Here is a 12,723-nt window from a genome sequence, read left to right as displayed (position 1 = left end):
GCCCGCGGTGATGGTTCAGACGACGCCGTGACCAGGGGGTACCGCCTCACCGGCCGGGGCCGGCCCAGGGGCAGTGCCATCTCCGAACGGTCGTCCTCCAAGGGCTTCCCGACCGTGCGGAGTGAGCCAGTTGCTCAGATCGGGCCCGTTGGGCACGACCCCCGACGGGTTGATATGAGCATGCACGAGGTAGAAGTGCTGCTTCGCTTCGAGGAAGTCCACCGTGTCACCGAACCCCGGAGTCTGGAAGAGGTCGCGGCAGTACGCCCATAGGACCGGCAGCTCGGTCAGCTTGTGACGGTTGCACTTGAAGTGACCGTGGTAGACAGCGTCGAAGCGGACCAACGTGACAAATAGCCGAACATCACTTTCCGTGATGGATCCGCCCATGAGGTAACGATTGGTGGCCAAGCGTTCGGACAACCAATCCAAAGCGCCGAAAAGACGCGCATAGGCGCGTTCGTAGGCCTGCTGCGATTGCGCAAAACCGCATCGGTAGACGCCGTTGTTCACATCGTTGAATATGCGCTGCATGACAGCATCCATCTCGTCCCGAAGCGGCTCGGGATAGAGGTCGGGAGCCCCAGCGCGGTGCAGCCCGGTCCACTGTGTAGAGAAATCCAACGTCAGCTGCGCGAAGTCGTTTGTCACCACGGCAGCAGACGGGACATCGACCAGCGCCGGCACAGTGATGCCCTGATCGTAGTCGGGAAACCTAGCCAAATAGGCCTGCTGCAGTCGCTCATAGCCCAGCACAGGATCCACATCCCCGGCGTGCGAACCGAACGTCCAGCTGCGTGAATCATGGGTGGGCGCGCATGCCGCCAGGGAAATAGCACTCTCCAGGCCAAGCAGTCGACGGACAATGATCGCCCGGTTCGCCCACGGGCATGCTCGGGCGACGACCAGCCGGTATCGGCCCGCCTCTACCGGCCAGTCCCCAAAACCATCTGCAGTGATCCGGTCGGTGATGTAGGTGGACTTACGGCGGAACTCGAGCTCGTCGCGAACGGGTTCGCCCTGCGGTTTAGTGGTCATGTATCCCTACCTCAATCCGCTCATTTGATCATCGTCGAACAGCACCTGCAGCAGGGGGGGTGCGTAGCCGGCCACAGCGGCGCCGATGCGGTGTGAATACAGCCGCCGGCTAGCTCGCAATCGCGCGAAACCGCCGCGCGCACGGTCGAGTCGCCCAGCTGCGCGCAGCAAGCAGCGGCACGGTGCCAGGCAAGCTCAACGACACACGAGCAAGCACAAGGTTGGCCTACAACCGCTGTGCAACCCCGCGGACCGCGGACCGCGGACCGCGGCCCCTCAGCGATCAGCCGTCAGTTGCGGAAGTCCCCAGGTGGATCTGCAACGCGGGCGTATCCGATTCCGCGACGTCGTCCACGGTGGTCCCGTCCTGACCCGCCACGGCCTGGCGAGCCATCGTGAACAGAGCCTGCGGATGGACAGGGACACGATGAACGCGGAACTCACCGCCCAGAGCGTCATCGATAGCCCCAGCGACCGCCGCGCCCACCGCGATCAGCCCCACTTCCCCCAAGCCCTTGGCGCCGAACGGGTTGTTCGGCGTGGGGGCGTCCTCGGTGATGAAGTAGTCCACACGTGGGATGACCTCAGCGGTAGGAATCAGGTAGTCCATGAACGAGGTCGACAGTGGCTGCCCGGCCTCGTCGTACAAGAACTCCTCGAACAGCGCCCCGCCGATGCCCTGGGCCGCGGCCCCGATGATCTGCCCCTCGGTGGTGAGGTGGTTGATGACCTTCCCGGCTTCGGTGCTGACGAAGAAGCGGCGGATGGTGTGGCCCCCCGTAGTGGGGTCGACCTCGATCTGAACCAGGGTGATGCCGTAGGGGTAGTTCATGTGGTCATCGAGATAGACGGCGTCGGCCCCCAGCCCGGGCTCTTTGCCAGCCAGCCGGGCAGTGAAGTTGTCAAAACGCCGCGCAATCTCCCCCAGGCTCAACGATGTGCCCGGTGACCCCACCACCTGAACTCGACCCTCGGTGAGCTCCAGATCAGCGACGTCAGCCTCGAGCATCTCACTGGCCAACTCCAGCGCCTTCTCGCGAGTCTTGATCGCCGCGATGCGTGCTGCACCGCCGGCGAGCACCGTGGACCTACTCGACCACGAACCAACCCCATCGGGGACCAGGTCAGTGTCTCCGTGCAACACATCGATCACATCGGGACTGATGCTGAGTTGGTCGGCAACAATCTGAGCCAACACCGTCTCGATGCCCTGACCCACCGAAGATGCGCCGGTCAGGACCCGGATACGACCGGCCTCATCGACTTCGACGGACCCGGTCTCGTAGAGACCCAGGCCGGCCTTGTCCATCAGCAGACCGACACCGTTGCCCACCAGACGCCCCTCAGCACGCGCTGCTGCGGCCTCTGCCCGCCACGCGTCGTAGTCCGCGGCTACCAAAGCTTTCTGCACGTGGTCCAGTACGTCACCGGAGTTGAAAGAATACGGCTCGAACGCAATCTCCAGTCCTGGCTCCCAGGGCAAGTCAGCAGCAGTCAGAAGGTTACGGAGCCTGATGGTGACCGGGTCGATCCCCATTTCCTTCGCTGCGAGGTCGAACAGCCTCTCCCGAGCGAACGTCCCCTCAAAGCGACCCGGTCCCCGGTAAGCCGCCAACGGAGTCTTGTTCGTCAGAACCGCGTGCAATTCCGCGGACAACGCAGGAATTCGGTACGGGCCCACGATCATGCCTGCGGTGATGTCGCTGACCAGCGGCTCAGCTTGCCGCATGAAGGCACCGTGGTTGTGCCAGATCTCATCGCGGAGCGCGAGGATCCTGCCCTCAGCGTCAAAGGCACCCGAGATGCGATGGACCTGCTCGCGGGCATGGGAGATGCCCACCATGTGCTCGACTCGGTCCTCGATCCATTTCACGGGCTCGCCAAGAATCCGCGCGGCGTGAGCCACCAGGATGTACTCAGGAAATGCGCCGCCACGGACGCCGAAGTTGCCGCCAACGTCGGTGTGACGCATCCGCATGCTGCTTTGCGGCATACCCAGCACCTTGGCCATCACACGACGGGAGTCGTGCACATGGACCGGACCCCACATCCACAGCTCATCACGAGCTGGGTTCGGCTCTACGACACAACCCCGCGTCTCCATCGGGATCCCCGTATGACGGCCGATCTCAAACTCCCCCGAGACCACGTGCGCAGCCGCGGCGAAAGCTGCCTCGACATCGCCGTACTCCTTGACGAACCGTGCCGGCTCGTTGCCGCCCGCATGCAGTGGGGTGCTAAAGCCGGCGGCCTCAACGGGGTTCAACAGCACAGGAAGGTCGTCGTAGTCGACGCTCACGAGCTCAGCAGCGTCCTCAGCCAGGTACGGATCCTCGGCGACCACCACGGCGACTGGCTGGCCCACGTAGAGAACCTTGTCCACGGCGAGCACGGGGTGACCAAAAGTGTCCAACTCGGGGAAGCCTTCGTGGTACCCGATCTCCTCGATGGGGATCACCCCCAGGTGCCGGGTGTCCTCGCCGGTCAGCACCAGCCGAACGCCAGGCAGCGAGCGGGCCGCCTCCGTATCGATGGCAGAGATGGTCGCGTGAGCGCTGGTCGCCCGGACGACCCGCATCGCCAGCGCACCAGCCAGGTGCACGTCATCGACGTAGTAGCCCTTGCCCCGCAGGAGTCGACGGTCCTCGATCCGTGGCGTCCGGCCTCCGACGTGCGGGACCTGCGGGGCAGAGCTGGAGCTGGTGGCAGTCATGCAGGCGCCGACCTTCCGCTAAGTGGGCTGAGCCTCAATATTGACTGTCGAGAAGGTTCAGCTGCTTGCTGCAAACCGAAAGCCCATGCCCAGGATTGCCCGGCCTCGACAACCGTGTTCTCTAGCAAGACAGCCGACCACGCGAGCCGGGGCCGCCGGCGGCACTGACACCGCTGATCCGGGGGCGGCGCTCACGGTGCGGCTCCGCGGCTCCGAAGGAGGACGGTCCACGGGGCCGGTGACAGCTCACCGTGCCGTGCGGGAAGACACAAGCGAGACCGCTGCATTTGCCGGAACGCGAACAGTCGTCTCACCGCGCCTGTCCGGATACTCCACCCATCCCAAGCCCCGGAGCCGGGGAGTGGACCCCGTCCACCTCAGCTGCAGCCGTTCGAAGGAGAACCCAGTGGCATACGACGTAATCGTTGTCGGCGGAGGATTCGCCGGACTACGCGCCGCCCGGGATCTTGCAGCTGCGGGCTCCTCGGTGGTCCTCTTCGAGGGCGGGCACCGCTTGGGTGGTCGGGCCTACACCAGGGCGTCCGAACTGTTTCCTGAGGTCCAGGTCGAGATCGGTGGCACCTACCTGGAACGGCACCACCACCCGCGGTTGGCCGGGGAACTGGACCGCTACAGCGTTCCCACAGCACCCGCCCCCGAGGCCACCCACTTCCGCAACCGCCTGGGGCCCGGTGACTACGACCGGGCCTTCCCGGTCCCGGGTGAGGAAGCGACGTCGGTCGAGACCGGCTCCTACCGGATGCTTCGCGATGCACATCGCATCGACATCACGGCTGGCCTGGAGAACCAGAACCTCGAGGATCTAGACATCCCGCTGACCGACTACATCGAGACGCTCGGTCTGGGCCCGGTCGCCAAGCAGCTGGTGCTCTCGTGGAGTTGGAACATGCTGGGGCAGCACCCCTCCAAGTCCTCCGCACTGTGGGCCCTGCAGCAGGTGGCCGCTCACGGGTACAGCGTGCTCGGTGTCGTCTTGTCCCTCGACGAAATAGTCCCCGCCGGCATGAACGAACTGGTTGCGGCCATGGCCGCTGATGTGCCTCAGATCGTTCAAGGGGCACTGGTCACGGCGGTCACCCGGCAAGAGGACGGCACCTACGACGTGCTTGTTCAGCGCGCGGGGGAGGAGGAGCGCCACCGCGCTACCCACGTGGTGATCGCGACCCCGTTCAACACTTGGCGCAACATCACGATGGAGCCCCCGCTGCCATCCAAGAGGGCAGACGCTGTGGTCCGAGGCCATGCCTGCCGCGGACTCAAGCTCATCATCCACGTCACGGGTGTGCCAGCGGGGTTGTCGTGCACCGGTGATGGCGTCTTCCCCACCGTCTACGACTACATGGAAACCCCAGACGGCGGACGGTTTCTTGTCGCGTTCACCGACTCAGACTCCTTCGACCCCACCGACGAGGCCGCCGTGGCCGCCGCAGTCCACCACTACGTTCCCGAGGCTGTGGTGCACGGCGTGGAGTACCACGACTGGGCGGCTGACCCGCTCTTCGGTGGCCCCTGGGTGTCGCCCTACATCGGGCAGTTCAGTGAGATCCACAAGGGCCTGGGGGAGCCGCACGGCAGGATCTACTTCATCGGTTCCGACGTGTCGCTGCAGTTCCCCGGTTACATCGAAGGGGCCCTGGAGACAGCGGACAAGGCGGTGACCAGCATCCTGGGCGTCACCCCTGAGCGGCCCAGTCCGGCCCACCACGTATGACTGGCCGAAGTGGCCGCGAAGACCGCTGCAAGCCAGGTACAGCGCAGCGCGTCGCACCCACTCAAGTTCACCGTGCCGCCGGCCCCCGGTGCTCGGCGCTGCCGGCAGGAGGGCAGCGCTCGGGTCGACCCGAGCACCGGGTGATCGACCTGGTTGCTCGTACGCTCGGCGAGTGACACTCGAAGACGACCTGCAGGCCGTGGCCGACGGGGTACGGGAACGGTTGCCAGAACTCACCACGAGAATCGCACGTCGCCTACGCGATGAGATCCCAGAGTTCTACCTGCGTGACAACCCAGCGCTGAGGGCCGGGGAGACCGAATCCATCAGTAGCTCAATCCGAGACATCCTCGATGGAGTAACTGAGGAACGGCCCCCGCCCGAGCGTGCCTCGGATGCGCGCCTGCGCGAGGCGCGGCTAGCGGCCCAAGCTGACGTCGACCTGCACGCACTCCTGCGCACTTCGCGAGTAGGCCAGGCCCTGACGTGGGACTGCATCCTGGAGGTGGCAGATGAGCTGATGCCCCAATCGTCGCAGCGCCTGCCGGTACTGCGTCACATCAGCCAGTACCAGTTCATCTGGAACGACCGGGTCAATGCCTCGATCATCGAGGCATACCAGCAGGAGTACCGCGCCTTCTACCTGCAGGGACGAGACCGCAAACGGCGGGCGCTGGTCCGCGATCTGCTCGCCGGCATCCCCGTGGATGAGTCCGCACTTGGATACTCGTTGCGCGGACGGCACCTCTGCGTCATCGCGTGGGGCGCTGCGCCCGAGGCTGCCATCAAGAAGGCGGCAGCATCCTTGGGTTGGCAATCACTTACTGTCTCCGGTGCGGCCGGCACCGTCGTGGGATGGCTCGGCAGGCCGAACACCAAGATCGCCTCCGATGACGACCTGTCCGCCCTGGACGCAGCTCCCGAGACGTTCCTGGCTGTCGGTCAGTACGGCGACAACCTGGACGGGATGCAACGCTCCTACCGGCAAGCGTGGCAGGCATACCGGGTCGCCCAAATCCACCCGCAGCCTATGACCCGGTACACCTCGGTGGCGCTGGAGGCATTGGTGCTGCGAGACCTCCCGGCTGTTCGCGACTTCATCGTGGAGCAACTGGGGCCCCTCTACCGCTCCGACGAGCGAGCCAAAGTCCTACGAGAGACGCTCAGTGCCTACTTCGCCAGTGGGCAGAACGCCGCATCCACGGCATCGGTCATCGGCGTGCACGAACGAACGGTGGCCTACCGACTCAGGTCCGCCGAGAAGATCCTGGACAGGTCGATCGCCACCTCGCGAGACGAGCTGTCCATCGCCTTGCGCATGTACGCACTGTTGCAAGAGCAGGAGCGCGCAGATCTCGTCGCGTTGCAAGACCAGGTGGTCGGGCCCGCTCCATTGTGAGCTCCCTGCGGAATCCTGGTGACGGTGCGTGCTGCTTGTCCGAGAGGGGAGACATCACACCGGAGCCTGCCAGGGAAGGTAGGACCTGCCCCACACATGACGCCCGCTCGTTGCGTCTGCTGCGGGCCAGTGAGAAGGAGCTACCACGTGCAGGACACGGTGCATGACGTAGAAGATCCAGAGAGGCGGTCATGAAGCCTCCAGCGTTCGAGTACGAGGCACCCTCCACGGTGGAGGACGCCGCCCGGTTGCTCGCCGACGGTGGCGACGACGCAAAGCTGCTCGCAGGCGGGCAGAGCCTCATCCCCTTGCTCAACCTTCGGTTCGCAGCGCCGTCATTGCTCATCGACCTCAACGGCGTCTTGGAGCTGGCCCACATCAACGAGGCCGCGGGGGAGCTGCGAATCGGAGCCCTTGTCCGGCACAGCGCCGTCGCCGGCCATGCCCTGGTCGCCGAGCGCCACCCATTGCTGGCCGAGGCTTTGGGATACGTCGCGCATCCACAAATTCGCAACCGAGGGACCATCGGCGGTACCACGGCTCACTCCGACCCTGCCGCCGAAGTGCCCGTCGTGCTGCTCATGAGCGACGCCCGAGTCATCGCCCACTCGACCCGCGGACAACGCGAGATCGCGGTGGACGACCTGTTCGTATCGATCTTCACGACCAGCCTCGAGCCGGACGAGATCATCACCGAAGTGATCATCCCGGACCGTCACGTCGAACCAGGAACGATCACCGGGTCCTCCTTCCAGGAGTTCGCCCGCCGGCACGGTGACTACGCCATCGGTGGCGGTGCAGCCATCGTCGAGCTGGACGCCGAAGGTATCTGCCGGAACGCCCGGGTCGGGCTGCTGGGAGCGGGAATGCGCCCCGAGGAGTCCAAGGCCGCGGCCGCTGTGCTCGAGAACAGCACCCTGGCCGAGGACACAGTTCGCGAAGCCGCCCGGGTTGCGACAGCCGAGATCAATCCTTTGGGAAATGTGCACGGCGACGTGCAGTACCGACGTGAGGTCATCCGCGAGATGACCTTCCGTGCGGTGATGACAGCAGCGAACAAGGCAAAGGCGGGTACGGCGTGAAGCGCGACATCGAAGTCGAGGTCAACGGCAATCGATACCGGCGGACGGTCGAACCGCGGATGCTCCTGACGGATTTCATCCGCCATGAACTGCGGCTGACCGGAACCCATGTCGGCTGCGAACACGGCGTCTGTGGCGCCTGCACCATCCACTTCGACGGCGAGCCGGTGCGTGCCTGCGTCATGCTCGCCGTTCAGGCTGATGGACACAGCTTGCGAACTGTCGAGAGTCTCGCGGAGGAAGGCCAGCTCAACCGACTGCAGCGTGCCTTCAACGAATGCCACGGACTGCAATGCGGGTTCTGCACCCCTGGCTTCCTGATGACCTTGCAGCCGGTCGTCGACGCCGGTGAGCAGCTCAGCGACGACGAGATCAGAGATGCGATCTCCGGAAATCTTTGCCGCTGCACCGGCTACCAACAGATCGTGGACGCCGTCAACTCGGCACTCGCCCCTTCGCAGCCCGACGGCCACGCCAGCACCAGCTGACCTCAGGGCTGCAGGACCCATCGGCGGGGTCGGACTCTGATTACCCGGAGCCCGGCCCCGCCGGTTTGCTGCCAGGCGACAGCTGGGTTGCGCGATTGCGACAAGCCCGAGCGCAGTTGTGCGAAGGATGCAATAGGACGTAGCAACAGCTCCTCGCAGACTTCATCTTGCCGCCAGCAACTGGCGGAGTCGCGAACCTCGAGGAGTGCAGCATGATCCGGCACGTTTTCATGTGGCAGGTCGCCGAAGGCAACGACCCCGATGAGGTCATCAGCCTGCTCAACACGCTGAAGGGCATGTCCAGCATCCGCAGCTGGGAGCTGGGCAAGCACACCGGCGACCCGGGCGAGAACGGCACGCCCTGGGACGGCGTACTGATCAACGACTTCGACGATTGGGCCGGTCTCGAGGAGTACTCGGTCGACCCCTTCCACGCCGAGGTCGTCGGGAAGCTTCTGCCCAAGCTCGCCTCCCGGGCGGTCGTCGACTTCGAGCGAGAGACCCGATGACTGACGCGCCAGCTCGCGCGAACATCAAGGTCACGACAAGCCCGTGGGGACCGGAAGACCAGCTCGGTGCCCTGAACTACCTGGACCCCGTCCGCGCCGCCCACGTGCTCGCCCGAGCAGATGGTCGACGCGTCTATGACCTCAGCATCGACTACTTCGTCGGCATGCCCAGCTTTCAGGCTGCCGGCGACCCGGCCTACCAGCTGTTCATGAGCCACACCCCGCAGGGAACGGTCGTGGACAACCTCAACGGTGTGGGATCTGAGGTGAACCGGCACGTCTGCTACTCGGGGGATGTCGTGTTCATGTACACCCACACCGGGACTCACATCGACGCGCTCAACCATTTCGGCGTCGACGGCGAGATCTACAACAACTTCAAGGTCGACGAGCACCTGGGCAGCCGAAACTGGACCCGCGGTGGCGCCGAGCAGATCCCCCCGATCGTTACCCGCGGGGTGCTGTTCGACGTGGCTGGGCTCAAGGGCGTGGAATGCCTCGACCCGTCCTATGCAATCTCCATCGAGGACTTGCAGGGATGTCTTGAGCGAATCGGAACCGAGCTGCAAGCCGGCGATGTGGCCTTGATCCGCACCGGACGCATGGCCTTCTGGCCTGACGGCAGCAAGGTGCTGGGCAACCCCCCTGGGGTGGGGCTGGCAGCGGCCAGGTGGTTGACCGAGCAGAAGATCGCCGCCGTCGCCGCCGACCAGGAGTGCGTCGAGGTCGGACCTTCGGAGCAGGAAGACAACTGGCTGCCCGGGCACTGCCACTTCCTCGCCGAAGCAGGCGTCCCGATGATCGAACTGATCGATCTGGAGGAGCTTGCCCGCGACGGCGTCACTGAGTGTGCCTTCATCGCCGCCCCCATCCGACTCCGCGGGGCTAGCGGTGCCCCCCTGCGGCCGCTGGCGATCCCCTTCCACCCGACGACATGACCACCCCCAGCGGACGCGCCACCAGCACCCGGGTCGCCGTCGTCGGAGGGTCGATCGGAGGAATGACAGCCGCAGGGCTGCTCCGGGACGCCGGCTACCAGGTCGACGTCTATGAGCGTTCCCCCGGTCCTCTGTCGGGTCTAGGCACGGGCATCGTCGTACAGCCAGAGCTCGTTCGATTCCTCCTGGAGAGGACCACGACAACTCTGGAGGACATCAGCGTTCCTTCGTCGTCCATGAAGTATGTCGATGCCTCTAGTGGTGCGCTGATCGGTGCGACCGATGACAGCTGGCGATTCACCTCCTACAACGCCCTCTACCACCGGCTGCTGGAGAACTTCGGCCTGGAGCGCTACCACTTCTCCTGCAACCTGGAGCAAGTGGTCGACCACGGGGACCAGGTCGACCTCACCTTCAGCAGCGGAGAAACAGCCCAGGCAGATCTCGTTGTGCTTGCCGACGGCGGTGCGTCTGCCGGCCGTCGTCAACTGCTGGGTGTCACGCCCGAGTACGCGGGCTACGTGACCTGGCGTGGTCTAGCAGAGCTGGACGCGCTGTCGGCTTCCACCCGTGACTACTTCGACGACACGTTCACCTACGGCCTCCTCGACGACGGGCACCTCATCGCCTACCCCATCCCGGTGGTCGATGCAGAGGGGCAGACGAGGAGGGCGCTGAACTACCAGTGGTACTGGAACGTCCCCGCTGGGCCCGCGCTCGATGAGCTGATGACCGACCGCAATGGGGTGCGCCGACCAACTTCGGTCCACCATCACGACCTGCGCCCAGAACTGCTCGCCGAGTTCCACTCACGAGCAAGCGAGCGGCTGACTGACACCTTCGTGGAGCTGCTGCACGCCGCCAGAGAACCCTTCGTCACGGTCATCGCCGATGCCGACGTGCCACAGATGCGCGTAGGCCGGTGCGTGCTGATCGGCGACGCGGCTGTCACCCCGCGGCCACACGCAGCAGCTGGAGGTGCCAAGGCCGCCGCCGACGCCTGGGCCCTGGTTGCTGCGCTAACTGATGGCGGGGACGACCTTGATGGGGCACTCACCAAGTGGGAAGCCCAGCAGCTACCCGTTGGACGCGCCTACCTGCAGAAGGTCCGGCGCATGGCCGACGTCCTGCAGCACGGAGGCAGATTCACACCTGGTGACCCAGCCAACCGATTCGGCCTACCCACCGTCGTCGCGGGCTGAGCCTGCTCTGTCCCGACCCAGACCAGAGATGAGCGTTGACAATGCAGTTGACCAATGAGTTCGACGTGTCCGTGCCGATAGATGAGGCCTGGCGGCTGCTCTCAGACCTCGAGAAGGTCGGACCCTGCCTGCCCGGTGCCTCCATCACCGGACGCGATGGCGAGGACTACCTCGGCCAGGCCAAGATCAAGGTCGGTCCGATCACCGCCAACTACAAGGGCACGGCCCGGTTCCTTGAGCTGGACGAGGGCGAGTACCGCGCGGTGCTGAGCGCGAAGGGCCGTGAAGCCCGCGGAGGTGGTGACGCGCAGGCCCTGGTCACTGCGACCCTGCTGGACAAGGGGGACGTCACTCACGTCACGGTGATCACCGACCTCAACCTGTCGGGCAAGATCGCGCAGTTCGGACGTGGCGTCATCACCGACGTCAGCGCCGCTCTGCTCAAGACGTTCGCGACCCGCCTGGAAGCAATGGTGCAGCAGGACCAGACCGGCGATCAGGACGCGACGGCGACCACGCCGCCAGTGACCGCGACCGGCGGGCAGCCCTCGGGCGAGAGTGAGCCGCAACTGGGGACGTCGACTGTGCCCACGGAGGTGCCCCGTTCAGCACCTGTGAACGACGAGGACGATGCACTGGCCATCCTCCCGCTTGCGCGCAGCATCGCGGTGGGCAAGCTGCAGCAGCCGGTCCCGCTGTTCGCTGTCCTGCTCGGCGCGGCGATCGGATTCTTTTTGGGGAGGCGAAGGGCTTGAGTAGCCCGCCGCCGGCCTCGACCGATATTCGATTGCTGCAGGTCGCCTATGGCGATGAGGAACCTCTGGCTCGACGTGTTGAGCGGGTGGCGGATCTGGTTCGGCAGCAGCAAGGCGCCGACCTAGTGGTGTTGCCCGAGCTGTGGGCCCACGGCGGGTTCTCTTACCAGTCATGGCGGGAGGAGGCTGAGCTGCTGACGGGGCCGACAATCTCCGCGCTGCGCGAGGCTGCCCGTGACGCACACGTGGTTCTTCACGGCGGATCCGTGATCGAACGCTCAGCTGACTCCAGTGCCCTCTACAACACTGCTGCTGTGATCGACCGTCACGGCGAGATCGCAGCGACATACCGCAAGATGCACCGTTTCGGCTTCAGCGAAGGGGAACCTCAGCTGCTCACCGCCGGGGATCAGGTGGCCACCGTGGAGCTTGACCTGGCGGGCCGATCGGTGCCGGCCGGCTTGGCGACCTGCTATGACCTCCGGTTCCCCGAGCTGTTTCGCATGCTGACCTTCAACGGAATGCAGGTGTTGTTTCTCGTTGCAGCGTGGCCCAAGGCGCGCGTCGACCACTGGCGGGTGCTCGCGCAGGCACGGGCAGTGGAGAACCAAGTGGTCGTCCTGGCGTGCAACACCGCCGGCACGCACGCCGGGGTCACGATGGGCGGGCACAGCATGATCGTCGATGCCCAGGGTCGTGTACTGGCCGAAGCCGGCGACGCCGAGGAGGTCCTCAGCATGACCGTGGACCTCGGTGGAGTCGACACGGCACGGGCAAGCTTCCCGGTGCTGCTCGACCGCCGGTTTTGACCACGGCAGTTACGCGCCCCGGCGCCGGCGGTGCACGGACGACCTCGGCGCCGGGTAT

At 65.3% G+C, this 12,723-nt stretch carries 11 protein-coding genes; 9 read left to right on the top strand and 2 right to left on the bottom strand.

From position 1 onward, the window contains the following. Positions 1 to 15: 15 nt before the first annotated feature. Positions 16 to 1,038, bottom strand: a complete 1,023-nt coding sequence (locus tag BLT39_RS09070; RefSeq protein WP_091062024.1) for a glutathione S-transferase family protein — start codon at positions 1,036 to 1,038, stop codon at positions 16 to 18. A 283-nt stretch (positions 1,039 to 1,321) separates the two neighbouring features. After that, on the bottom strand, positions 1,322 to 3,751 hold the full coding sequence (locus BLT39_RS09065; RefSeq protein ID WP_091062022.1) for a xanthine dehydrogenase family protein molybdopterin-binding subunit: 2,430 nt from the start codon (positions 3,749 to 3,751) through the stop codon (positions 1,322 to 1,324). A 406-nt stretch (positions 3,752 to 4,157) separates the two neighbouring features. Here BLT39_RS09065 and BLT39_RS09060 point away from each other — a divergent pair, with 406 nt between their 5' ends. The 9 genes from BLT39_RS09060 to BLT39_RS09020 all read left to right on the top strand — a co-directional run bounded on the left by BLT39_RS09060 (position 4,158) and on the right by BLT39_RS09020 (position 12,665). Then, the gene (locus BLT39_RS09060; protein WP_242658272.1) at positions 4,158 to 5,483 is read left to right on the top strand and encodes a flavin monoamine oxidase family protein; all 1,326 of its coding nucleotides are present in this window, start codon (positions 4,158 to 4,160) and stop codon (positions 5,481 to 5,483) included. 172 nt (positions 5,484 to 5,655) lie between these two features. After that, positions 5,656 to 6,882 (top strand): PucR family transcriptional regulator, encoded by a 1,227-nt coding sequence (locus tag BLT39_RS09055; RefSeq protein ID WP_091062018.1) that lies wholly within the window; start codon positions 5,656 to 5,658, stop codon positions 6,880 to 6,882. Between the two features lie 191 nt (positions 6,883 to 7,073). Next, entirely contained in the window at positions 7,074 to 7,964 is an 891-nt protein-coding gene (locus tag BLT39_RS09050; protein WP_091062016.1) for an FAD binding domain-containing protein, read from the top strand. Further along, positions 7,961 to 8,452, top strand: coding sequence for a (2Fe-2S)-binding protein (locus BLT39_RS09045; protein WP_242658271.1), 492 nt, complete (start codon positions 7,961 to 7,963; stop codon positions 8,450 to 8,452). Before BLT39_RS09050 ends, BLT39_RS09045 begins: the two co-directional genes overlap by 4 nt. A 212-nt stretch (positions 8,453 to 8,664) precedes the next feature. After that, a complete protein-coding gene (locus BLT39_RS09040; RefSeq protein WP_091062015.1) occupies positions 8,665 to 8,961 on the top strand; it encodes a Dabb family protein in 297 nt (98 codons plus the stop codon). Then, the gene (locus BLT39_RS09035; RefSeq protein ID WP_091062013.1) at positions 8,958 to 9,899 is read left to right on the top strand and encodes a cyclase family protein; all 942 of its coding nucleotides are present in this window, start codon (positions 8,958 to 8,960) and stop codon (positions 9,897 to 9,899) included. The genes BLT39_RS09040 and BLT39_RS09035 overlap by 4 nt, the downstream gene beginning before the upstream one ends. Beyond that, a complete protein-coding gene (locus BLT39_RS09030; RefSeq protein WP_091062012.1) occupies positions 9,896 to 11,101 on the top strand; it encodes an FAD binding domain-containing protein in 1,206 nt (401 codons plus the stop codon). The genes BLT39_RS09035 and BLT39_RS09030 overlap by 4 nt, the downstream gene beginning before the upstream one ends. 41 nt (positions 11,102 to 11,142) lie before the next feature. Next, positions 11,143 to 11,856, top strand: a complete 714-nt coding sequence (locus BLT39_RS09025; RefSeq protein ID WP_091062010.1) for an SRPBCC family protein — start codon at positions 11,143 to 11,145, stop codon at positions 11,854 to 11,856. Then, complete coding sequence (locus BLT39_RS09020) at positions 11,853 to 12,665, top strand: carbon-nitrogen family hydrolase (protein WP_207507792.1); 813 nt, start codon at positions 11,853 to 11,855, stop codon at positions 12,663 to 12,665. The genes BLT39_RS09025 and BLT39_RS09020 overlap by 4 nt, the downstream gene beginning before the upstream one ends. The last annotated feature ends 58 nt before the right edge of the window (positions 12,666 to 12,723 follow it).

It is taken from the genome of Klenkia brasiliensis (assembly GCF_900100695.1).
Classification (GTDB): Bacteria; Actinomycetota; Actinomycetes; order Mycobacteriales; family Geodermatophilaceae; genus Klenkia; species Klenkia brasiliensis.
The sequence above is the reverse complement of the archived record's forward strand: the minus strand, read 5'-3'. Positions and strand labels throughout refer to the sequence as shown.

What these genes read in the sequence shown, in the direction of transcription:
- BLT39_RS09040 (WP_091062015.1), top strand. Translation starts at nt 8,665, where the DNA reads ATGATCCGGCACGTTTTCATGTGGCAGGTCGCCGAAGGCAACGACCCC.
- BLT39_RS09035 (WP_091062013.1), top strand. Translation starts at nt 8,958, where the DNA reads ATGACTGACGCGCCAGCTCGCGCGAACATCAAGGTCACGACAAGCCCG.
- BLT39_RS09030 (WP_091062012.1), top strand. Translation starts at nt 9,896, where the DNA reads ATGACCACCCCCAGCGGACGCGCCACCAGCACCCGGGTCGCCGTCGTC.
- BLT39_RS09025 (WP_091062010.1), top strand. Translation starts at nt 11,143, where the DNA reads ATGCAGTTGACCAATGAGTTCGACGTGTCCGTGCCGATAGATGAGGCC.
- BLT39_RS09050 (WP_091062016.1), top strand. Translation starts at nt 7,074, where the DNA reads ATGAAGCCTCCAGCGTTCGAGTACGAGGCACCCTCCACGGTGGAGGAC.
- BLT39_RS09070 (WP_091062024.1), bottom strand. Translation starts at nt 1,038, where the DNA reads ATGACCACTAAACCGCAGGGCGAACCCGTTCGCGACGAGCTCGAGTTC.
- BLT39_RS09065 (WP_091062022.1), bottom strand. Translation starts at nt 3,751, where the DNA reads ATGACTGCCACCAGCTCCAGCTCTGCCCCGCAGGTCCCGCACGTCGGA.